The 22,913-nt window shown below is 39.1% G+C and carries 24 protein-coding genes and 1 riboswitch; of the genes, 16 read left to right on the top strand and 8 right to left on the bottom strand.

All coding sequences use genetic code 11. The features are described from left to right. Positions 1–92 precede the first annotated feature (92 nt). The gene (locus tag IAG46_RS09220) at positions 93–476 is read left to right on the top strand and encodes a hypothetical protein (protein ID WP_190810069.1); all 384 of its coding nucleotides are present in this window, start codon (positions 93–95) and stop codon (positions 474–476) included. A gap of 68 nt (positions 477–544) precedes the next feature. Continuing rightward, the gene (locus IAG46_RS09215; protein WP_190810068.1) at positions 545–2,656 is read left to right on the top strand and encodes a TonB-dependent receptor; all 2,112 of its coding nucleotides are present in this window, start codon (positions 545–547) and stop codon (positions 2,654–2,656) included. 102 nt (positions 2,657–2,758) lie between these two features. On the opposite strand, the gene IAG46_RS09210 is transcribed toward IAG46_RS09215, so the two are convergent. Beyond that, the gene (locus IAG46_RS09210) at positions 2,759–4,831 is read right to left on the bottom strand and encodes a pitrilysin family protein (RefSeq protein ID WP_190810067.1); all 2,073 of its coding nucleotides are present in this window, start codon (positions 4,829–4,831) and stop codon (positions 2,759–2,761) included. 1 nt (position 4,832) lies between these two features. Beyond that, positions 4,833–6,155, bottom strand: coding sequence for a pitrilysin family protein (locus IAG46_RS09205; RefSeq protein ID WP_190810066.1), 1,323 nt, complete (start codon positions 6,153–6,155; stop codon positions 4,833–4,835). Positions 6,156–6,335: 180 nt separating this feature from the next. Between IAG46_RS09205 and IAG46_RS09200 the strand changes: the two genes are divergently transcribed. The 3 genes from IAG46_RS09200 to rpmA all read left to right on the top strand — a co-directional run bounded on the left by IAG46_RS09200 (position 6,336) and on the right by rpmA (position 7,721). Beyond that, positions 6,336–6,782 carry a DUF4199 domain-containing protein gene (locus IAG46_RS09200; RefSeq protein ID WP_190810065.1) on the top strand — a complete coding sequence of 149 codons (447 nt, stop codon included), beginning with the start codon at positions 6,336–6,338 and terminating at the stop codon, positions 6,780–6,782. A 104-nt stretch (positions 6,783–6,886) separates the two neighbouring features. Further along, complete coding sequence (gene rplU / locus IAG46_RS09195; protein WP_190810064.1) at positions 6,887–7,438, top strand: 50S ribosomal protein L21; 552 nt, start codon at positions 6,887–6,889, stop codon at positions 7,436–7,438. A gap of 22 nt (positions 7,439–7,460) precedes the next feature. Next, a complete protein-coding gene (gene rpmA / locus IAG46_RS09190; protein ID WP_190810063.1) occupies positions 7,461–7,721 on the top strand; it encodes a 50S ribosomal protein L27 in 261 nt (86 codons plus the stop codon). Positions 7,722–7,780: 59 nt separating this feature from the next. On the opposite strand, the gene IAG46_RS09185 is transcribed toward rpmA, so the two are convergent. Both IAG46_RS09185 and IAG46_RS09180 read right to left on the bottom strand, forming a co-directional pair. Next, the gene (locus IAG46_RS09185) at positions 7,781–8,893 is read right to left on the bottom strand and encodes an alanine racemase (protein WP_190810062.1); all 1,113 of its coding nucleotides are present in this window, start codon (positions 8,891–8,893) and stop codon (positions 7,781–7,783) included. A 16-nt stretch (positions 8,894–8,909) separates the two neighbouring features. Further along, a complete protein-coding gene (locus IAG46_RS09180; protein WP_190810061.1) occupies positions 8,910–9,395 on the bottom strand; it encodes a DUF1569 domain-containing protein in 486 nt (161 codons plus the stop codon). A 118-nt stretch (positions 9,396–9,513) separates the two neighbouring features. Between IAG46_RS09180 and IAG46_RS09175 the strand changes: the two genes are divergently transcribed. Further along, positions 9,514–10,098 (top strand): DUF3332 domain-containing protein, encoded by a 585-nt coding sequence (locus IAG46_RS09175; RefSeq protein WP_190810060.1) that lies wholly within the window; start codon positions 9,514–9,516, stop codon positions 10,096–10,098. 57 nt (positions 10,099–10,155) lie between these two features. Here IAG46_RS09175 and ahcY read toward each other — a convergent pair whose 3' ends face one another. Then, on the bottom strand, positions 10,156–11,472 hold the full coding sequence (ahcY, locus tag IAG46_RS09170; RefSeq protein ID WP_190810059.1) for an adenosylhomocysteinase: 1,317 nt from the start codon (positions 11,470–11,472) through the stop codon (positions 10,156–10,158). 73 nt (positions 11,473–11,545) lie between these two features. Here ahcY and IAG46_RS09165 point away from each other — a divergent pair, with 73 nt between their 5' ends. From IAG46_RS09165 to IAG46_RS09135, 7 genes are all read left to right on the top strand, one after another. Further along, entirely contained in the window at positions 11,546–12,187 is a 642-nt protein-coding gene (locus IAG46_RS09165; RefSeq protein WP_190810058.1) for a 4'-phosphopantetheinyl transferase superfamily protein, read from the top strand. 43 nt (positions 12,188–12,230) lie between these two features. Beyond that, complete coding sequence (locus tag IAG46_RS09160) at positions 12,231–12,491, top strand: thiamine-binding protein (protein WP_190810057.1); 261 nt, start codon at positions 12,231–12,233, stop codon at positions 12,489–12,491. Further along, positions 12,475–13,113, top strand: a complete 639-nt coding sequence (gene pnuC, locus IAG46_RS09155) for a nicotinamide riboside transporter PnuC (RefSeq protein WP_190810056.1) — start codon at positions 12,475–12,477, stop codon at positions 13,111–13,113. The genes IAG46_RS09160 and pnuC overlap by 17 nt, the downstream gene beginning before the upstream one ends. Continuing rightward, the gene (locus IAG46_RS09150) at positions 13,068–13,631 is read left to right on the top strand and encodes an AAA family ATPase (RefSeq protein ID WP_190810055.1); all 564 of its coding nucleotides are present in this window, start codon (positions 13,068–13,070) and stop codon (positions 13,629–13,631) included. The genes pnuC and IAG46_RS09150 overlap by 46 nt, the downstream gene beginning before the upstream one ends. After that, a complete protein-coding gene (locus tag IAG46_RS09145; RefSeq protein ID WP_190810054.1) occupies positions 13,628–15,166 on the top strand; it encodes a DUF4301 family protein in 1,539 nt (512 codons plus the stop codon). Before IAG46_RS09150 ends, IAG46_RS09145 begins: the two co-directional genes overlap by 4 nt. Before the next feature lie 703 nt (positions 15,167–15,869). Further along, a riboswitch (TPP riboswitch) is annotated at positions 15,870–15,962 on the top strand. Positions 15,963–16,132: 170 nt separating this feature from the next. Then, positions 16,133–18,307: a TonB-dependent receptor gene (locus IAG46_RS09140; protein WP_190810053.1), complete on the top strand. Its 2,175-nt coding sequence runs from the start codon at positions 16,133–16,135 to the stop codon at positions 18,305–18,307. Between the two features lie 44 nt (positions 18,308–18,351). Further along, positions 18,352–19,350 (top strand): Gfo/Idh/MocA family protein, encoded by a 999-nt coding sequence (locus IAG46_RS09135; protein ID WP_190810052.1) that lies wholly within the window; start codon positions 18,352–18,354, stop codon positions 19,348–19,350. Here the strand turns inward: IAG46_RS09135 and IAG46_RS09130 are convergent. Then, on the bottom strand, positions 19,347–19,784 hold the full coding sequence (locus IAG46_RS09130; protein WP_190810051.1) for a hypothetical protein: 438 nt from the start codon (positions 19,782–19,784) through the stop codon (positions 19,347–19,349). The two genes, IAG46_RS09135 and IAG46_RS09130, sit on opposite strands and share 4 nt — an antisense overlap. Before the next feature lie 185 nt (positions 19,785–19,969). On the opposite strand from IAG46_RS09130, the gene greA reads away from it, so the two are divergent. Then, the gene (greA, locus tag IAG46_RS09125) at positions 19,970–20,446 is read left to right on the top strand and encodes a transcription elongation factor GreA (protein WP_190810050.1); all 477 of its coding nucleotides are present in this window, start codon (positions 19,970–19,972) and stop codon (positions 20,444–20,446) included. A gap of 76 nt (positions 20,447–20,522) precedes the next feature. After that, on the top strand, positions 20,523–20,915 hold the full coding sequence (locus IAG46_RS09120) for an HIT family protein (RefSeq protein WP_190810049.1): 393 nt from the start codon (positions 20,523–20,525) through the stop codon (positions 20,913–20,915). On the opposite strand, the gene IAG46_RS09115 is transcribed toward IAG46_RS09120, so the two are convergent. Further along, positions 20,908–21,258 carry a hypothetical protein gene (locus IAG46_RS09115; protein ID WP_190810048.1) on the bottom strand — a complete coding sequence of 117 codons (351 nt, stop codon included), beginning with the start codon at positions 21,256–21,258 and terminating at the stop codon, positions 20,908–20,910. The genes IAG46_RS09120 and IAG46_RS09115 overlap by 8 nt on opposite strands. Before the next feature lie 4 nt (positions 21,259–21,262). Next, the gene (locus IAG46_RS09110) at positions 21,263–22,411 is read right to left on the bottom strand and encodes a PAS domain-containing sensor histidine kinase (RefSeq protein WP_190810047.1); all 1,149 of its coding nucleotides are present in this window, start codon (positions 22,409–22,411) and stop codon (positions 21,263–21,265) included. Positions 22,412–22,534: 123 nt separating this feature from the next. Between IAG46_RS09110 and IAG46_RS09105 the strand changes: the two genes are divergently transcribed. Further along, positions 22,535–22,912: a DUF3127 domain-containing protein gene (locus IAG46_RS09105; RefSeq protein ID WP_190810046.1), complete on the top strand. Its 378-nt coding sequence runs from the start codon at positions 22,535–22,537 to the stop codon at positions 22,910–22,912. Position 22,913: the final 1 nt, after the last annotated feature.

Below are 22,913 nucleotides of genomic sequence, written 5' to 3'. Positions count from 1 at the left end.
CCAATGTAATACCTTCATTTTATTTTCAAAGCTGACTCTTGTCAGCTTTTGTAGATGAGGAATCATTAATTTTGTGATTCAAAAATAGGCCATTGACCAAAAACGACTCCAAATCGCTTGTTTTTTCACTATTTCTAATAGTCTTGATTTTGATGAGCAACCTCCGGTTTTCTTCAATGTACGTGTATTACAGCATTGACCGGGATGGGTTTATCGAAAGGCTTTGTGAGAACAAAGACAAGCCTGAGCTTAATTGTGATGGTAAATGTATGCTGTCAAAAATGTTGTCGACCCAAAATGAGGACAATGAGCTTCCAATGCCGGCAATAGGATGGGAACAAGTTTTGGTCTTTTTTGAAGAACCCCAAAACTATATTATATCAAGTGTAAAAGAAGTTGAACGGACATACTTTCACTATACCAATAACTATTCCTATAACTTCACTTCATCCTCTTACAAACCTCCTACTGTTTAAGGTTTTACATAAAAAGCGGTTGTCAAATTATTGACCGCATCGGTATAACCTTAAATATTAAATCAAAAATGAAAAATTTTACAATAATAAAACTTTTGGTTTTGTTTTTTGGGACCAGTGTGTCCTACGCGCAAGTTGAAAACGCGCAAGATTCCCTCATCCAAAAAACGGTTAAATTAAATGAAGTCGTAGTAGAGGGAGAAAATAAATCAGATCCAGTTTTTTCAATGGTGGAAAGTGAACATTCCAAAAAAATTGTCCAACCAAAGAACGTGGCGGACCTTTTTAAGGACATAAACGGGTTCTCTTTGATCAAACGTGGAAATTATGCCATAGATCCATCTTTTAGAGCCTCGCAATACGAACAATTGAACATTCAATTTAACGGGGGAACCAAGGTGATGCATGCGTGTCCAAACCGAATGGATCCCATTACAACGCATGTTATACCTGAAGAGATTGAACGTATTGAGGTGGTCAAAGGCCCATACACTTTTAGATTTGGCGCAACTTTTGGCGGGGTTGTAAACCTTGTTACCCATGAAACCGAAAAAGGAGAAAAAGGATACCATGGAAAGGTAAATTTTGGAGATGAAAGCAATGGGAACTCTATTACCACCCTTGCTAATGTGAAATATGTACACGAGGATTTCGATGTAAACCTGAACCTTGGTTATCGAGATTTTGGGAACTATGAGGACGGAGATGGAAACGAAATACCTTCCTCTTTCAAGAGTACGGACTACGGAGTTGAAGTTGGATATAATCCAAATGAGAAACAACGTTTCCAGGTAGAGTTCAGGCAATCTTATGGTAGGGATGTGATGCACGCTGGTTTACCCATGGATACAGATGAGGACAATAGTACAGTGACCTCTTTGGACTATAAATTGGAAACATCGGAAGGAGCGCTCAAACAGATGAGTGTTAAAACATACTATTCAAAGGTAGATCATATTATGTCCAATACCTTAAGACCAAGTTTTAATCGCATAGATGCAGTTTCCACTGTGGATGCAACCACAATTGGTGGAAGGATTGAGCTTGAGTGGGAGCCAAGCACAGATTTTAAACTGTTTACCGGAGTGGATGCTTTTTCAGTGGGTAGAGAAGGTGAACGGGTACGTTTGGTAAAACTCAATATGAACGGAGATCCACTGCCAAGTCCAATGGAATTTGTTGATAATGTATGGCAAGATTCCAGGATAGATGATTATGGAGTTTTTGTGGAAGGAAAATATCCGTTGGCGGAAAAACTGTTGCTCAATGTAGGTTTTCGTTATGATTTGGTAAGATCGGAAATCAATGCCGCTGATGATGATTTTAATGCACTTTATCCAGATCTGGACAGCCGTACCGAAAATAACTTCAGCGCCACAGCATCCATGAAATACATGGCAACGCCAGATATCTTGTTTGAAGTTGCATATGGCCGGGGAGTGCGATCTGCCAATATGGTTGAAAGGTTCATTAATCATTTCAATGTGGGGCAAGACCCTTATGAACATGTCGGAAATCCGTTTTTGGACGCAGAGGTCAACAACCAATTTGAATTGGGGATTAAAGCCAAAAAAACATTTGATAATTCATTTTTGGATAGGGTTGATTATGGGGCATCCGCCTATTATTCTTTTTACGACAACTATATCGCCCCTTTGATCGATGAATCATTGCAGAAGAAATACATGCCCATGGCCCAACCTCAAGAAGTGAAGAGGTTTGTGAACGTGGACGAAGCTTATAAAACAGGTTTTGAGGTCTTTGGAGAGCTACATTTTTTAGAAGATTTCAATTTAAAGACTGAAATTTCCTATGTATACACCAAAAATGAAGATTTAGATGAAGCACTTCCCTTGACTCCACCTTTGGTGACCCGTTTTAATTTAGGGTATGAAAGGGAGAAAATTTGGGCGAGGACAACCTACACCCTCACTTCCGAACAATCTGAAATAGCCTCCTCCTTCGGAGAACAGGTCACTGATGGTTATGGCATTCTTGATTTTCGTTTTGGAACTAAACCTTTTAAACACATGACATTAGGCTTGGCAGCACTGAACATTCTGGACAAAACCTATAACAACCACTTGAACTTTTCCTTTGTCAACCAAGCAGATTTTGGAAGGGTCCCGATAAACGACCCAGGCCGGAATTTTTCAGCTTTTGTACAATATAGTTTTTAGTTGTTCCGGTCTTCATAACCCATAAAATATGTGATAATTAACAGGCGTAAACAAAAAGGGCACCATTTAAATGGTGCCCTTTTTGTTCTTCATAATAATCCTCTATTCAAAATCGGAAGGGCTCACACCTTCGTTGACCTTGATTTCCTTTACTACAAATTCAAAACTTTGTGGACCCATGGTTTGGGTGAGACTGAACGGAAATTTAATTCCCGACACTTCTTGGTAGTCATCCAGCGTAACCGTATTGTTCATTTGTTGACCCTGTACCTCCTCAACACTTACTTCCTGAAGTTTGAGCCCGGTTTCAGTGTCATAAAATGCTGATTTCTTATCGGTAATTTTCAGCTTATAGGCTTTTTTATCGCCAACAGTTTCAACGCCTTCCAATGCAATGTTTCCGGCAGCTAAATAGTTAAGTTCTGGAAAGGCTGCGGATTCTTCCTTGATGCGCTCAATCTCTTCGGGAGATAGATCGTTTCGTTGTCCTTGAGCAACCATATATCCTTTATCTCCATCCAAAACTTGTTTTTGCATGGAATTCCCCATCACTTTTAGATCTTGCATAAATTGATCCTTGGAGGTTTTTTTCAACTCCAACTCAAGTTTCATCCCTTGCATTTCGGCTTCGGCCGACATCGAATAAGATTCCACCCCTTCCAATTTTGCTTGTCCGCCAATGGCAGCGATGTATTTCTGGAGAATGGATTCCACGGTTACCCCATCTGGAACAGCGGCATCGTAATCTGGTTTTTCAGTTTTACCGGCCTGCTTGTCATAAAACAAAACGGGAACCTTTTTGCCATTAAAATCAACTTTTTCCAGATTTTTCAAAACCTCACTTCCTTTTCCTGTAACCACAACTCTGGCGTTCTTGGTGGAAAAGTACTTTTGAGCGGCTTTTTGTACGTCTTCCGCGCTTACCGCTTCAATGCGCTCCAAATATGTTTTGTAGAAATCTTTGGATAGCCCTTCGGTTTCTATATTAAGCGCATAATTGGCAATAGTGGATGGGTTTTCAAGGGCCATAACAAAGCTTCCGGCGTATTTGGCCTTTGCATTGGTCAACTCCTCGGGAGTTACCGGTTCGGAAACAATTTTATCTATCTCCTTTAAAATTTCGACCACCGAACTATCGGTAACCATATTCCTGACTTGGGCTGAGGCACTAAATCGCATAGGACTGTATTTATTGGCCCGAATTCCGGAATATGATCCATAGGTATATCCCTTGTCCTCTCGCAGATTTTTAAACAACCTTGCTTGTGAACCACCTCCTAAAATCCGATTGGCCAAAAGGGCATCTAAATAATCCTCGTCCTTCATTTTAAGATTGGTGATGTTCTGCACCACAACTTCAGATTGCACGGCATTGGGAACATCAACAAAATTGATTTGCGTGTATTGCGCATCTGTTGGCTGGGAATAACTGAAAGAAGGGGGTACTGCTTTGGACCAGGGTGTGAAGTGAGTTGTTACCAATTCTTTGGCATTTTCGAACTCAACATCACCAATAATCACCAAATAGGCATTGGCCGGAACAAAGTAATCCCTGTAATGTTTCTCAACATCCGCTAAAGTCACATTGTTCACAGTCTCTTCAGAAGTAATTTCGCCAAAGGGATGGCCTTTTCCATAGGCCAGGGCCAATTGAACGCGATCTGCTATTGCCGAAACATCTTTTTCTTGTGATTTGATTCCGGTAATTATTCTATCCTTTTCCTTATCAAATTCTTCTTGGGTAAAGTTTGGATTTAAGGCAGCATCGGCCATTAATTCCAGAATTCTAGGAAAATATTTTGAAAGACAACTAGCGGAAGCGCTTTGGTCGCTGAAACTGATATTGGCACCTAAAAAGTCTACTTCTTCATTAAAATCGTCTTTGGAAATGGATTTTGACCCTTTTCCCAACAAGGTTGATGTCAAATCAGACACCCCTGCTTTGTTGCCTTGTAAAATAGGAGGATTATCAATGGTCAACGTCATGGAAACCCTTGGTAACTTGTGATTTTCTACCACCATTACCTTTAGTCCATTATTGAGCTCAAAACGTGCTGGTTCTTGCAAATTAATTTCAGGAGCAGGACCTGGTTTAGGCTGTTTGCTTCTATCTATTTGTGCTTGTGAGACTGCCATAAAAAGTGACAGCACAGAAAAAACGATATACTTTTTCATTTTAATTGGCTTCTTTTTGTTCTGGTAAATATTCTAGCTCCACCCTTTGGTTCACCTTCAAATACTTTTTGGCAACTTCCCTAATTTCCTCTCGTGTGATGGAACGATATATATCAATTTCGGTATTGATCAGGTTGGTGTTGTCCCGTAGCATATAATTTTCTGCAAGCGAATTGGCAATTCCTGAAATACTGCTGTTCGCGTTCACAAAATTGTTCTCAAACTTGTTTTGAAGCTTTTGATAGTCTTTCTCGGAGATAAGGTCGGTCTGTATTTTCAAAATTTCGGCATCGATTTCATTTTTAATGTCTTGAATCGAATTTTCACCAACAGGAAGTCCTCCAACAACATACGAACTGTAATCCTCGGCACTAATGGGTACTGAAAATATCTGAAGGGCGATTTTCTTTTCATCCACCAGCTTTTTGTATAATTTGGAACTTTCTCCATCACTGAGGTAGGTAGAGATCATGTCAATTACATAGGCATCCCTTTCTGCTTGCCCGGGAGTTCTGTATGCCAACAAAATGGCAGGGATTTGAATGTTGGGATCATAGTATTTGGTCTGTACCGTATTTACGATAGGATCTTCGACAACCTGATTTCTTTTGATTTCTGCTCCTCTGGGAATGGGCCCAAAATAATCTGAGATCATCTTCTTTGTTTTGGGTACATCAATGTCACCGGCCACGACCAAAACACCATTGTTTGGAACATAATAGGTTTTATTGAAATGTTTAAAATCTTCTAGCGTAGCACTGGCCAAATGATCCAAAGATCCTATTACACCCCATCTATATGGATGATCTTTGTAAAGATTTTTCAAAAGTACTTCAAAGAAAGCACCGTATGGAGAATTGTCTACGCGAAGCCTTCTTTCTTCTTGGACCACTTCTTTTTGGGTATCGACACCAACTTGACCAATTATGGGATGGAGCAAACGTTCAGATTCCAACCATAACCCTATTTCTAAACTATTTGATGGGAAAGTTTCATAATAATAGGTTCTATCCAAAAATGTATTTGCGTTCCCGCTGCCGCCATTGGATGCAACAATTTTATCCCATTCGCCTCTTTCAATGTTTTTGGTGCCCTCGAACAAGAGATGTTCAAAAAAATGGGCGAAACCGGTTTTTTCGGGGTCTTCATCTTTAGAGCCGACGTGGTACATAACGGCTGTAGTGACAACGGGGGCAGCATTGTCTTGATGCAAAATAACATGGAGCCCATTGTCCAAATTATACTCTTCAAAAGCAACCTCTTGAGCATTAATAGTATAGCCCATTGGAAAAATGAAAAGTACAGATAGTAGAAATCTTTTCATGATCATATGTTTTGTAATGATTTAATAAATAGGATTAGTATCAATTTTAGATTGATGTTACACGAAATATACGGGAAAAAATAAAAGATCTAGAGATTACAAGGTGGGTCTTTAACAAGAATTTGTAGCATAATTCGTCAACATTCAGTAAATTAAACATCCATCCAAAATTTTAGCGCAATGAAAAATCTATCCCTTCCCATTCGTTTTGGCATTGTAACCAGCGCTGTTCTCATAGCATATTTTTTGATTTTGGCCCTTATGGGAAAGCATACCAATGTTTTTTATAGTTTGTTCAATGGGGTGATCACAGGTCTGGGAATTTACGAGACCATAAAATATACCAAACTAAGGATGGGCAAGGAATTTGATTATGGAAAGGGATTCATGGCGGGCATCACCACAGGATTTGTGGCCACTTTGCTGTTTACTATATTCTTTGCCTTGTATTCCACAGAGCTCGATTCAGGTTTCTTGGATGAACTTTCACAGGTATGGGCCAAAGATTACAGTAATTTTCAAGGAATAGTTTTCTTTACGGTGGCAATTATGGGGTTTGCCACGACCTTGGTTTTGACATTGTCTTTTATGCAGCTCTTTAAAACCTCAAACAATCCTAAAAAATAATAGCCTGAAATGCGTTGATTGTGCTTGTACATTAAGGAATTAGCAGTATATTTGCACCCGCTAATTTTGATAAAGCGACAAATAATAAATCTAATTAACGCATTATGTACGCAATTGTAGAGATGGCAGGGCAGCAATTTAAAGTTGCAAAAGACCAGAAGGTGTACGTTCATCGTTTGCAGACAGAAGAAGGTAAAAAAGTCACTTTTGACAAAGTTCTTCTTTTGGATGACGAAGGTAACGTTACCATTGGCGCCCCAGTCATAGAAGGTGCGGCTGTTGAAGCCAAAGTTGTAAAACACCTGAAAGGTGATAAGGTAATCGTCTTTAAAAAGAAAAGACGTAAAGGTTACAGGGTAAAAAATGGACATAGACAATCTTTAACAGAGATTGTTGTTGAAGGCATTGTTGCCAAGGGCGCTAAAAAAGCAGCTCCGGCTAAACCAAAAGCGAAGGCCGAGAAACCAGCAGCGGAAGCAAAAAAAGCGGCCCCTGCAAAAAAAGAAGCTCCAAAGAAAGCAGCTCCTAAAAAGGCGGCAGTTGAAGATTTGAGTGGAAAGACCGTGGCTGAGTTGAAAGAAATGGCAAAGGCAAAAGGTATCTCTGGTATTTCTTCAATGAAGAAAGCTGACCTTATTGAAGCTCTAAAAAAATAAAACGAACTAAAATTTATATATCATGGCACATAAGAAAGGTGTAGGTAGTTCAAAAAACGGTAGAGAATCAGAATCGAAACGACTAGGTGTTAAGATTTTTGGTGGACAGGCCGCTGTAGCTGGAAACATTATTGTTAGACAGCGAGGCACAAAGCACAATCCTGGAGAAAACGTTTATGCAGGAAAAGACCATACATTGCACGCCAAAGTTGATGGTATTGTAAAGTTCCAAAAGAAAGCCGGTGGAAAATCTTTCGTTTCCATTGACCCTTTTGAAGCATAAAAAAGAAAATATTTCTTTACTATACGGACCCTCACTGCAAAGTGGGGGTTTTTCTTTTATCAAAACCGAAGCTTTCGTTTTCGCGCCGTGATTTGCCAAGAATCCACTTTCAGCCCATTTTCGATTACAGAAACTTCATCATGTAGGTTTATGGTTGGGCAAATGTGATAAGGGACTCCATAGAAAACATCCCCAATCTTGAGCTCATCCCAATTGGATACTTTGAGAACACCATGTTCTTCGCTTTGTGACAACAGCTCGTAGTTGTCAATATTTAAAAACTTCATTCTTTTATCGATGGGGTTTTCCGCAGCAACTGATTTGTGTCCCAAATCCAAGGTGACAAATCCTTCTATGGGCTTTGAAATTATCCGTGTGACCAACAACGCAGCATGTTTGAAATTTTGCTCCGTCAGTTTTTCACTATAGCCCCAATCCCATAAAACGCAGGTTCCAGGACTGGTTATTCGGTCTTTCTGTAAAAGGTGGGAAGTGAATGAAGGTGTCCCACCGCATATCAATTCAATATTGGGATATATGTGCTGCAAGGCTTCAAAATATGTGGTGACATCTTCAAACCCCGACTCAATCTTTTCATTGCGTACGGAAAATTCAGGATCCCTTAAATGTCCATCGTAAACGTGAAGACCTTTAAATTGAAGATTTTTACAATCCCTTACCACTGAAAGGAGAGAATCAAGGGCCGATCCAATTTTTATCCCCGAACGGTTCATCCCATTGTTGATATCAATATAAATATTGATTTTGAGTCCATTTTCATCAGCTTTTTTGTTTAAAAGAATAGCACTTTCAGTATCATCAATGATTGTGGAAAAAAGGGTTGCTGAAAAATGTCCTGATAGTTTAAGAAAACGATCCACTTTTGGCCCAACCAACTGATGCGCGATCAAAACTGAATTTGCTCCAGCTTCTGCCGCAATTTCTGCTTCGGCAATGGTTGAAGCTTTAAAATTGGTAATGCCTGAAGCTAATAATAGCTTTAATACCTCGGGCATTTTATTGGTTTTAAGGTGGGGCATCAGCCTATCTGCTTTGCCGTCGACCAAACTCACCATTTGTTTGATATTGAACAACAAATGTTCTCTATACAATGCTACCGAAGGTGAATCCACAGTATCCACATTTTCAATATTGAACCAATTATCTTTCATATTCCTGTGCTATCTATTACTGTTTCTTAACAATGTCCCTTACAATTTTTAGATGATGCCGTGTATGTATTTTTAAAAACTGGATACTTCGGTTTTTATCTAGGATGTCGAAATAAGGGTGCTCAAAATGAGCTTTGGAATCCAAATTTTGAAAAGTTTTTAAGTTTTCCTTTGCCCGTTCCATTTGTCGATGGAGATCCTCAGTCAGGATTTCATCAGGCGGACGCACTATTCTAGGAGCTTTGGCAATTCCCCTTGGAAAATCGCCCCATGCATAGATCACAGCTCTGGTAAGATTAAAGTTGGATTTGTACTCACAGGGGTTGGAAGCTTCCAAAGATTTGCATATCACATTGATGGTCTTGAGTATATGATCCAAATGCCAAGCAACGTCTGCTTTGGATACCCTATGATTGGATGCGTCCCTCTCCGAAATATAATCTTTTATGCGGTCGAACTCTGCATCCAAAAAGGAATATGAAGGTGAAGTATCGTTAGTCAAAAAGGATAATTTAAAATGATTATCTAAAACTAGGAAATTCCTTCGAGCTTTATAAAAAGAGATTTCTTGAACAAAAACTTTTGTAGTTTTAAGAACATTAACTATAAAATTTATTATCATGAAAAAAGTAATTAGTTGTTTGTTGTTGTCCTCCACGATTTTGTTTTCAAGTTGTTTAGGGTCTTTTAGGGCGTTCAATAATTTGAAGGATTGGAATCAAGGTGCAACGGACAGTAAATTTTTGGATAACCTAATTTTCTGGGGATTGAACATAGTTCCTGTTTATGGGTTATTTTTCATAGGCGATGCCCTCATCTTCAATGTTATCGAATTTTGGTCAGGTTCTAATCCCATAGCTATGAAAGAGGGAGATTCTGAAACCCAAATGGTGGAGCATGACGGCAATACCTTTAAAATGGTAGCAACGAAGAACAGGGTACAAGTCACGGTTGTGGAAGGGCCTAAAAAAGGAAAAAAAATCGATTTGGTATACAAACCTGATGAAAAATCATGGAACGCAGTAAGACCAAATGGAGAAATAATCAAGCTATCTTCGTTTGAAGAAGGCTTTTACATTGTGTACATGCCCAATGGAACAGAAGTAAAAATCAATCCTTTGAGTCCGCATGAAGAAGGATTGGCCATTTTAAAGGAGAACAAACTCTGTTATTACTCTGAAGGAATGTTGGCAGAGGCCAATTAGGAATATTAAAAAAACCCATGGCACGCCATGGGTTTTTTAATTCATAAGTTTAATCTTTTAGTATCTATAATACTCTGGCTTATATGGTCCTTCCACTTTTACGCCAATGTAATCCGCCTGGTCTTTTTTAAGTTCTGTGAGCTCAGCCCCTAGACGTGACAAGTGAAGTTTGGCCACTTTTTCATCCAAATGCTTTGGAAGCATATAAACATCATTTTGGTACTTGTCGCTGTTGTTCCAAAGCTCAATCTGGGCCAAGGTTTGGTTGGTAAATGAATTGCTCATCACAAAACTTGGGTGTCCAGTAGCGCATCCTAAGTTGACCAATCGACCTTCAGCTAGAATAATAATGTCTTTGCCCTCAACAGTGTATTTATCCACCTGTGGTTTGATTTCATCTTTAGTATGACCATAGGCACCATTCAACCACGCCATATCAATCTCATTGTCAAAATGACCAATATTACAAACAATGGCTTTATCCTTTAGTCCTCGGAAATGCTCTTCACGGATAATATCTTTATTTCCTGTTGTGGTAATGACAACATCGGCTTTGCCTATAACGGTTTCCAGTTTTTTAACCTCATAGCCGTCCATACAAGCTTGTAATGCGCAAATCGGATCTATTTCGGTAACTGTGACAATGGCACCTGCACCTCTAAATGAAGCGGCAGTTCCTTTCCCTACATCCCCGTAACCCGCAACTACTACCTGTTTTCCAGCCAACATAGTATCAGTGGCTCTACGTATGGCATCAACTGCACTTTCTCGACAACCGTATTTATTGTCGAATTTAGATTTGGTAACCGAATCATTCACATTAATGGCCGGCATAGGAAGTGTTCCGTTTTTTACTCGGTCATACAAACGGTGAACCCCAGTCGTGGTTTCTTCGGAAAGCCCTTTGATTGCTGACGCCAGCTCAGGGTATTGATCCAATACCATATTGGTAAGATCTCCGCCGTCGTCCAAAATCATGTTCAATGGCTGTCTGTCTTCACCAAAGAACAAGGTTTGCTCAATACACCATTCAAATTCCTCTTCAGTCATTCCTTTCCAGGCATAAACTGGAACTCCAGCGGCAGCTATCGCAGCGGCAGCATGATCTTGTGTAGAGAAGATATTACAGGAGCTCCAGGTGACATCTGCACCTAGCTCAACCAATGTTTCTATTAATACTGCCGTCTGAATGGTCATATGCAAGCATCCAGCGATTCTTGACCCTTTCAAAGGCTGTTCATTTTTATATTCTTTGCGCAATGCCATTAGACCGGGCATCTCTGCCTCCGCTAGTTCAATCTCTTTTCGGCCCCAATCTGCAAGGGAAATATCCTTTACTTTAAAAGGAACATATGGAATTGTCTTTGTGCTCATATCTAACTTCGTTTTCTTTTTGTAGCTTAGCTCTTATCGGATGCAAATATACGAAAACACTTAACGCTGTAGGGTGCCTATTTACAAAACCATAACAATTTCCCCGACCACTTCGGCATATATTTGGAAGGTGACCGAACTAGAGAAGAATTTATCTAAAGGGATTCAACTTACCCCCCATTGCCAAGCTCGCATGGATGGCATGAAATCCGAAACCCATCGCAGGGCATTTTTGAGTATTCGCCATCTCATGGGTCTTGCGGGATACAAGGATTATGATTTGTACTATGACGATTTTGGCAAGCCCCATCTAAAAGATGGAAACCATATTTCCATCACACATTCCCATAATTTTACGGGTATTATCATTAGTAAAACTGATGAGGTGGGCATTGATATTGAAATGCAGCGCGATAAAATTTTGAGAATTGCCAATAAGTTCACACCTCTGCAAGAATATAGAACGCTTGCCAATACTGAGGCTATAATAAGAAAATTGACCATAGTTTGGGGAGCCAAAGAATCGCTTTATAAAATTTATGCACAACAAGGGCTTAGCTTTTTAAAACATATTGATGTGATGGATTTTGCCTTTGATGATAAAAGAACCATAGCGCAAATTTTATATAAGGGCAAAAAATCACATTATGACGTCGAATTTTTAGAGTTTGAAGGTTTTACTTGTGTTTATGCGCTTCGAATGATGGGCGGTTGATGCTTCTTTTTAGTAGCTTTGTTCTGAAAATTTTCCATGGCCCATGAACATTTCCGTTGAGCTTACGTTGACTCCGCTTCAAGATAATTTTGAACCACCAATCATCAATTTCATTAAAAAAATAAGAGCTTCCGGACTTACTGTTTTAGAGAATCCGTTAAGCACACAGGTATATGGGTCGTATGATGACGTAATGAAGCTGTTGAGCACTGAGATAAAAGATACTTTCTCCAATTTGGAACATGTGGTGTTGACAATGAAAATGGTTAAATCGGACCGAAGCGCGTATGAGCCACATTTTTGATTGGATTTTTTCGCAGTATCAAGATGTCCCCGTCCATTTAGTTATTTTGGAAATGGTTGGTGTAGTATTCGGTTTCCTAAGTGTCTGGTACTCCAAAAGAGAAAACATCTTGGTGTTCCCTACAGGAATAATAAGCACGGGAATCTTTGTCTATATTTTATTGGTGTATGGTTTGTTGGGCGATATGCTCATCAATGCATATTATTTTATAATGAGTGTTATCGGGTGGTACCTTTGGACACGTAAAGTGGATGAAACCCATTTTGTGCCTATTACAAAAGCTACGGAAAATGAGAAAAAATGGTCTATTTTTCTGTTTGTGGGAACCATTGTATTTGTTAGCGTAGTCTATTTTGTTGCGGATAAATTTAATACATGGACAGCCTATATAGATACGGTGACCACAGCAATCTTTTTTGTGGGAATGTGGTTGATGGCAAAAAAGAGGCTTGAAAATTGGATATTCTGGATTATTGGTGATGTCATTTCCGTACCATTGTATTTATATAAAGGATTAGTGTTTTCATCATTTCAATATTTTTTGTTCACCATTATTGCTATTTACGGTTATAAAGCATGGAAGAAAAACTTGGGCAAGAGCCCTCAGACCTTGTTAAAATAGTCCTTTTTGGGCCAGAATCCACTGGGAAAACTACACTTTCAAAGCAGTTGGCCAGGCATTACAATACCGTCTGGGTTCCAGAATATGCCCGCGAGTATTTGCAGAACAAATGGAACAACGAGCGTAAAACATGTGAACCTCAAGATTTGCTGCCAATCGCAGAAGGCCAGATTCGTTTAGAAAATGAACTTTCCAAAAAAACCACCGAATTGCTTATTTGTGATACCGATTTGTTGGAGACCAAGGTCTATTCCGAAGCTTATTATATTGGTCATTGCGATCCAATTCTGGAAAAATATGCATTACAAAACCAGTATGACCTATACTTTTTGACCTACATAGATACACCTTGGGAAGCGGATGACTTAAGAGATAAACCCAATGAAAGAGAGAAAATGTTCAAGTGTTTCCAAGAAACTTTGGAAAAGTATGACAGGAATTTCGTTATCTTGAAAGGAGATAAAAAAGCAAGGTTACAAACTGCAATCAACCATATCGATAAACTCCTCAAAACATGAACAATTTAAGTCAACAAGACTTGGCCCAAATGGAAAAAAAGGGCATTTCCACAGAAAAAGTTGAAAATCAAATAGCAACATTTAAGGCAGGAATCCCATTTGTTAACCTTGAAAAAGCGGCTATAGTATCAGATGGTATTTTAAGATTTTCACAAGAAGAACAAAACAAGCTTATCCAATATTTTGAAGATGAAAGAGGAGGAATGGATCTGTTGAAATTTGTACCGGCCTCTGGAGCAGCTTCTCGTATGTTCAAGGCTATGTTTAATTTTTTGGACGCTTATGACGCTTCCAAAGAGAAACTATCCGAATATATTACACGAACTGGTGAGACTACAGTTAAACAGTTTTCAGATAATTTGGAGAACCTTCCTTTTTATGATTTGATTATGGAAAGGATTGCTGGTAAAGCAGAAAATAAGGATGAAGAAATCTATCTTTTTGTAAAGGAAATGCTGGTGGCCGAAGGATTGAACTATGGTTTTTATCCGAAGGGACTGCTCCCTTTTCATAAGTATGATGCCGGAACGGCTACCCCTTTTGAAGAACATTTAAAAGAAGCTTCGCTCTATGCAAAAACCATGGGGAAGGCCAATCTTCATTTTACGATTTCCGAACAGCACGACACCATGTTCAAAACGGAGCATAAAATTGCCGCACCAAGAGTATCGGATGCGACAAATACCCAATTTGATGTTACCTATTCCAATCAAAAACCATCCACAGACACCATTGCTGTGGACATGGAGAACAAACCGTTCAAAAATAGCGATGGTTCATTGCTGTTCCGACCAGGAGGGCACGGAGCATTGATTGAAAACCTGAACGACCAAGATGCAGATATCATTTTCATTAAGAACATAGACAATGTGGTTGTTGATGAAAATTTGAATGAAGTTGCCAATAGCAAAAAAATGCTGGCCGGAGTTTTACGAAAAGCACAAACTAGGGCATTTGAGTACGCCAAAGCAATCGAAAATAGAACCGTTTCGGAAGAAGATGTTCAGGATATAAAAAACTTCTTGGAACAAGAGCTTAATGTTCGATTGCCCAATAACTTTTCAAGCCTTGGGTTGGATGGGCAAATTTCAATGCTTGCTGATAAATTGAACCGTCCGATCAGAGTGTGCGGAATGGTTAAAAATGAAGGTGAACCTGGCGGCGGCCCATTTTGGATAACCGATGAAAATGGAAATGTTTCACTTCAAATCATCGAATCGGCCCAGGTTGATTTGTCCAATGAAGATCAAGCTTCAATTCTTAAGAATTCAACCCATTTCAACCCTGTGGATTTGATATGTGGAATTCGAAACCATAAGGGTGAGAAATACAATTTGTTGAATTTTGTTGACGTAAAGCAAGGTTTCATCACCAATAAAACAAAAGAAGGCAAAGAACTGAAGGCATTGGAACTGCCTGGATTATGGAACGGCGCAATGGCTTTTTGGAACACCATTTTTGTAGAGGTGCCTCTGGTCACGTTTAATCCGGTTAAAACCGTAAACGACCTTTTAAAACCCTCTCACCAGGTATAATAGCTATAAACGTGTTTGAATATGACCGCTCTAAAACATACTGGAGCGGTCTTTTTTGTGACCTTTTTTAAGAAATGGTGTCTAATAAGTGAAAAGGATGAAGAAATTGCATTTAAATTAAGGTTGTTAAATAATAAGATAAAGATTTTGCTAGGCGAGGGCCTAGGATTTTTGGTTGGTTGATTTGGTTTAAAAGGTCGCACTATGTGCGACCTTTTACTTTATTGTGACTTTAAATAAAAACTAGTGTCTTACAAATTAGAAGATGAAAAGATTGAAGCTGGTTCAAAAAATAATTAAAGCATTTCTAGACGTCGGTGTCTAGATTTTTTGGTTGGCAGGAGGGCTGTGCTTGCATAGTCCTCCTCTTTTGTGACCAATTCATAAAAGATGTGTCCAACTAATTGAAACACTATATATGTTTTTTGAAATAGTATTGGTTCTTGGTTTATTATCATTTGTGTTGGCAATTTTTTTGGTAGTGCCCCATTTAAGCCGAGAGTACAAAAAGGAAAAAAGAAAAAAAGTAGGATAGCTATGCAAACACTAACCTTTGCGTTATCCGCGACCGCCAATAATTAGTACGGTCCTGTTTGCTCCATAACAGGCCATAAGAATTGGCAATATAGAAAGGCTGCTTCGGCAGCCTTTTGCATTTCTTTTGGTTTTACTATGAAAACAAATTTTCCGGTATTACATTTGCGCTATCTCAAAGGGGTGCTTTTTATAAAGGCTGAGATTATACCCAATGAACCTGGGCGGGTAATGCTGCCAAGGGACTGCGCAAAGCGCATGTTGGAAATTCAACGTTTCAATTGAAACAAAATCACTTTAATTAACCAGAATAATAGCCCCTTTTATTCGTAAATTTTTTTACGGATGAAACCGCTCTATTCAATTTTTATCAAAACCGCAAATTCGAAAAGCGGTTCAATGCGACTACCAAAAATCAAAGGGAAGTTTCGCATGAAAACAGTATTATTCACAATAACGGCTTTTTTTGGCCTGGCACTGACAGGCAGTGCGCAACAATTACCAACAGATTCGCTCGAAGGAAAAAAAATTGTGCTAGACGAGGTACTGGTGCAAGCTATTCGGGTAACCAAGGAATTCCCTATTACCTTTTCCAATTTGAACAAGGAGGAAATCGCACCCAGAAATTTAGGACAGGACATCCCTGTTTTAATGAATTTCTTGCCCGCAGTGGTTACTACATCCGATGCGGGAGCAGGTATCGGCTACACAAGCATACGAGTTAGGGGAAGTGATGCGACCAGAGTCAATGTGACCATCAACGGAGTACCGTACAACGATGCCGAATCGCAAGGCACTTTTTGGGTAAATATGCCCGATTTTGCTTCTTCGACCGAAAGTCTGCAATTGCAACGCGGCGTAGGGACATCAACCAACGGAGCAAGTGCTTTTGGTGCCAGTTTGAACCTTCTGACAGATGCTTTCTCGGAAGACGGTTATGCCAAGATTTCCTCATCAGTGGGAAGCTTTAATACATTAAGAAACAATATTAAATTTAGCACAGGCCTTCTCAATAATAATCTGGAAATCTCTGGGCGACTCTCTCGTATAACCTCTGATGGTTATATCGATAGGGCAAGTTCCGAACTGGAAAGCTATTTTTTGCAGGGAGCTTACAAAGATGATAATACCCTTATAAAAGCCTTGTTTTTTGGAGGACACGAAATCACATACCAATCTTGGTTTGGAATTGATGCAGAAACCTTAAGAACCAATAGAAAGTTCAATCCGGCTGGAATCTATACTGATGAAAATGGGAATACCCAGTTCTATGACAGGGAAGAAGACAATTATAAGCAAGATCACTTCCAATTGCATTGGAATGAGACCATCAGTCCCGCTTGGAATGGGAATATAGCCTTGCATTATACCCGAGGAAGAGGCTATTTTGAACAGTTCAGAGAAGATGATGACTTTGCAACCTATAGTTTTGAACCAATCACGGTAGATGGAGAAGCCGTAAATACCACGGACTTAATAAGACGAAGATGGTTGGACAATGATTTTTACGGAACCGTTCTTTCGCTTAGCCATAAAAAAGAAAATCTTGATTTGATTTTTGGTGGAGGGTACAACATTTACAAAGGCGATCATTTTGGAGAGGTAATTTGGGCCCGGTTTGCCACTGACAGCAATATTCGCGACCGTTATTACGATGACAATTCAACAAAAACCGATTTCAACATATATGCAAAGGCCAATTATAAATTGGATGACAAATGGTCCGTTTTTGGTGATTTGCAATACCGAGGAGTGGGGTATGAAGCCAATGGAGAGGACACTGGTTTGGTAGATGATACCTTTGATTTTTTTAACCCAAAGGCAGGAATCACGTTTAATTTGAATCCTAACAATAACTTCTATTTTTCGTATGCAGTGGCCAATAGGGAGCCCAATCGAAACGATTACGAAAATGGAAACCCAAAACCAGAACGCTTAAATGATTTTGAACTTGGTTGGCGCTATGTTTCCCCATCTTTTCAATTGAATGCAAACGCTTATTACATGAGTTACAAAGATCAATTGGTCCTAACTGGCGAATTGAATGATGTTGGGGCACCTTTAAGAGCTAATGTGGGAGATAGCTATCGCCTGGGATTGGAATTGGATGCAAATATTCAACTGGGGGATAAATTTACAATTCGACCCAATATTGCATTGAGTGAGAACCGTAATCAAGATTTCTTCTTTCAACGTGATGGAACACTTCAAAATTTAGGTAATACCAACATTGCCTATTCGCCAGACTTGGTGGCTGCAAACATTCTTTCATTTTTGCCCTCCGAGAATTTTCAAGTTTCGCTACTTTCCAAATTTGTTGGAAAACAGTACATGGGAAACATTGATTCAGAAAATTCCGTGCTTGAAAGCTACTCCCAAACCGATGTAAACCTTCAATATGCTATTGAAACCAACTCTTTTATAAAGAGTATCGTCTTATCTGGTTTAGTGAATAACGTCTTTGATAAGGATATTGTCTCCAATGGATATTTCTTCACCTTCGATGACGACTTTTCAAACCCAGGAACTATAACAACGGTTGAAGGAGCAGGGTTTTACCCCCAAGCTGGAATCAACTTTCTGCTAGGAGCTTCAATTAATTTCTAGTGGGAGACATTACCTTTTTGAGGGATTCTGTACATTTATAAACCATGACAGAGTCCCTCAAATTTTTTGACAAGACCCTAATTCGATGGGGTGTAATAGGCTGCGGAAGTGTTACCGAGAAAAAAAGCGTTCCTGCGTATCAAATGGTGCCAGGGTTCGAGGTTAGCATAGTAATGCGAAGAGATGCGGAGAAAGCCAAAGATTACGCCCAAAGACATATGATACCCCATTGGACGAGCAATGCAAAGGATGTGATTGAAAATCCAGAAATTGATGCGATTTACATTGCTACCCCACCCGATTCCCACAAAATGTATGCAATTCAAGTTGCCGAGGCAGGAAAACCTTGCTGTATAGAAAAACCGATGACCCCAAATTTTCAGGACAGTTTAATGGTCTACGAAACATTCAAAGCAAAAGAACTACCCTTATTTATAGCTTATTATAGAAGGTCATTACCAAGATTTGTTAAGATCAAGGAATGGTTGGACGATGGACAAATAGGAACAATTAGACATATTCATTGGCAAAAGACCAAACCACCAACTGAATTGGATTTGAACCAAGAATACAACTGGAGAACGGATAAAAAGGTTGCTCCAGGAGGTTATTTTGACGATTTGGCAAGTCACGGCTTGGACCTTTTTACCTATCTATTGGGAGACATAAAACGGGCCAAGGGAATGGCCATAAACCAACAAAGGTTGTATTCGGCATACGATGCGGTCACGGCATCATGGATTCATGAAAATGGCGTAACGGGGGAGGGCAATTGGAATTTTGGAACCTTTCATCGTGTCGACAAGGTTGAAATATTGGGTTCAGAAGGGAAAATTACATTTTCTGTACTGGACGAAGCGCCCATTGCGTTGGAAAATGATAGGGGACATCAACTATTGGATATACCTCACCCAAAACACGTACAGCAATTTCATGTTGAAAACATTCAAAAACATCTGTTGGGAAAAGAACCACATCCTTCCCAAGGAATATCAGGGCTACATACAAGTTGGGTAATGGACTGCATTCTTGGAGCAAATTAATTGAAAATGGCAATAATATTGCCACTTTGGGTAGCACGGTAAAAGAGCAAATCGTAATACCGATTACCATCGTCGGGCCTATTAAGATGTTGGCCGGTGAAAAGACTATAAGTGAAGTCTTCACACGAACAAACCACATTTTGCCCATCAATGGTCATCGTGGAACAATTGTTTGGCGCATGGTTTGGGCAACTGGCCTCAAAAGCAAAAAAAGAATCCAAACTAGATTTCATTACAAATATTCCTCTAGTACCCACGCCAGTATTTCTAATATAAACCGGATTTCCTATGTTATTCAAATTGTTATAAAGTGGAAGGTTAAGATTGATCTCAAACCTGAAATTTACCTCTTGCAGAAAAGGATTGCGATTAGTACTATCTGAAGAACAAGCCATTAAAAATAATAACAAAATAATCCCTCCAAGGTGTCTCATAGATTGAATTTGAAAGCTTTACAACAGCAAATTTGAGCAAAAATTGTCTATATTTGCGTTAAATCCTCGCAAAAAAACTGTGCCAGGCATAGTGGTAGTTGAGGATTTTTTCTATTTGAAAAAAGTACATTGGAAAAGCCCGTTGTTTTTCTTAAATGTTCTTTTTTGTATTTAAATATGACGATATGAGCAAGGTATCTTACTATACGGAAGAAGGATTAAAAAACCTGAGGGAAGAATTGAACCATTTAAAGGATGTTGAACGCCCTAAGGCGTCGCAAGCTATAGGCGAGGCGAGGGATAAGGGAGATTTGTCCGAAAACGCCGAATATGATGCGGCCAAAGAGGCACAAGGACTTTTGGAACTTAAAATATCCAAGATGGAAGAAACCTTGGCCAATGCTAGATTGATAGATGAATCACAACTCGATACTACAAAAGTATTGGTGTTGTCCACCGTTAAACTTAAAAACCAATCCAACGGTATGGAAATGAAGTACACTTTGGTGGCTGAGAGTGAGGCAAACCTTAAAACGGGTAAAATTTCAGTTACCTCACCAATAGGGAAAGGATTATTGGGGAAATCTGTTGGAGATGTAGCCGAAATTCAAGTGCCGAACGGAACGTTAAAGTTTGATATTTTAGAAATTACCAGAGAATAGCATTGACAAAATCGCTATATTTAATCCCGTCACTCGACGGGATTTTTTAATTATAATCAAGCCAACTAACACCGACATGCCAAGTATATTCACCAAAATCATTAATGGAGACATTCCATGTTATAAAATTACCGAGGACGAGCATAATTTCGCTTTTTTGGACATTAACCCCAATGCCAAAGGACATACCTTATGCGTTCCTAAAAAGGAAGTGAACAAAATAATGGATTTGGATGAAGCTTCTTATTTGAAATTAATGGCATTTTCAAGAAAAGTTGGGAAAGCCATCGAATCTGCGGTTCCATGCAAAAGGGTGGGAATGTCGGTTATTGGCCTTGAAGTTCCGCATGTACACGTGCACCTTATTCCTTTGCACAGCATGAAAAATGCTACTTTTCAGCACAAGGAAAAACTCGACCCTGCTGAGTTTGAAAAAATTGCTGAACAAATCCGAAGTCAACTTAAATAAGTCCTTCGGTATATAAATATACAAGGGTTCCCGCTGCACCGATAACCAGAATCAACAGTACAAAAAACAAGGCGGTAAATTTGACCGAAGGCTTATCAGGGGTTACTAATTTGTTGTAATAATCAAAAACCCTTTCAATATCTGGCGTCCAATTGACCGGATAAATGACAGAATAGCACTTTCGACACTTTATCTCATGGACTACCTCACCTGTGGTTCTATGAAAAAAGGGGTTGTAGGTATGTTTTTGATAAAAAGAGAGCTTCAGGTCCTGATTGAAACATTCAGGGCAATTGTTCGTAATCTCGGCTTCTTTTATTGCAATTCTTTTTTCTTTAGCCATAACTTCATCCGTTTGCTTTCAAAGAAATTTGCATGATTGTTCCTTCTTTACTTGACGAAAGTACTTTAATTTTTCCTTTATGATACTCTTCAACTATTCTTTTAACAAGTGACAATCCCAATCCCCAGCCCCTTTTTTTGGTGGTTACCCCTGGGTTGAAAATGCTTTGAAAACTACTTTTTGGGATGCCGCGTCCTGTGTCAGATACCAAAATATTGACGTTTTGCCCTTTGCCCTCAATTTGTATTGCAATGTTGCCCTTACCTTTCATTGCATCGATGCCATTTTTGACCAAATTCTCAATGCTCCAGTTGTAAAGCGGGGGATTTAGAAGTACAGGAAGTTGATCTATATCCGAACTGAACGAAAAATGAACCAACTTGGAACTTCTTCGTTTTAAATATTGATATGCTTTTTCAGTCTCTGCTACAATATCATATTCCTCAAGATTTGGAATAGAACCAATTTTTGAAAATCTATCTGTAATAGTCTGTAATCGGTTAATGTCTTTTTCAATCTCTTTGGTAATGTCCTGATTAATATTTTCGGACCGCAACAACTCGTTCCACCCTAAAAGAGAGGTCAAAGGAGTGCCTATTTGATGAGCTGTTTCCTTAGCCATACCTGCCCAAAGTTTGTTTTGCTCAGAGGCTTTATTGATTCGAAAGAAAAAGAAGATTACAGCTCCAAAAAGACAGATTATGAGCAGCAGAGCCAATGGATAAAATTTTAGTTTATTGAGAACTTCCGAATTCCCGTAGTAGAGTGTTTCCAACAGTTCACCTTCTTGAATAATATGAATGGGATCATTTTCACTTTCAAATTGTCTTATTTTTTTCTGGATGTAAATACTGTCAGAAGCTTGTTCAATCGGAATGTTATGGGTTTTTATGGTTCCCTCCTCATTTACCAAAATCATCGGTGTAGAGGTGTTGTTCCCCATGACCTTTAAGGTCAAATTACCCAATTCCTGATCTACGGAAGACTGGATGAGTTCCAGTTGCGCTGTTGCCCATATCTCCATTTTCAAGCGCTCCTCCTCCTTAAACTTTTTAAAAAAGCTGTTGGTGTTCCAAAGTATAAGGCTTACAATGATAAAAGCGGAAATCAGCAATATAATATTGGAAGCCTTCTTTTTGGGGTTGAAATTCATTTTTGGGTGAATTGATTTTAAAGATAACGGAAAAAGTAAAAATTTGTTGATAGTTCTTTATTTGATATTTTTCTATGGGTGGTCATTTTATGTACATTTGGTGCTTATTGAAAAGTAATTTACATGGAAGTTCAGGGAAGAATTAAAATGATTGATGAGACCAAAACCTATGGTAACAATGGTTTCAGAAAAAGAGAATTGGTAATCACAACAGAAGAGCAGTATCCTCAACATATTTTAGTAGAATTTGTGCAGGATAAATGTGACTTGTTGAATTCGTATTCAGTTGGCCAAATGGCGAAAGTGAGTATCAATTTAAGAGGAAGAGAATGGGTCAATCCACAAGGAGAGACCAAATATTTTAATTCTATTCAAGGTTGGCGCATTGAAAATCTGGAAGCAGCACAAGGAACTGAAAATATGCCACCAGTCCCTCCAGTGGAAGCTTTTGAGCCGGCGGATGATCTCAATGAAGAAGATCACGACGATCTTCCATTCTAAT

The organism is Flagellimonas sp. S3867, from assembly GCF_014698935.1.
GTDB lineage: Bacteria > Bacteroidota > Bacteroidia > Flavobacteriales > Flavobacteriaceae > Flagellimonas.
The sequence above is the reverse complement of the archived record's forward strand: the minus strand, read 5'-3'. Positions and strand labels throughout refer to the sequence as shown.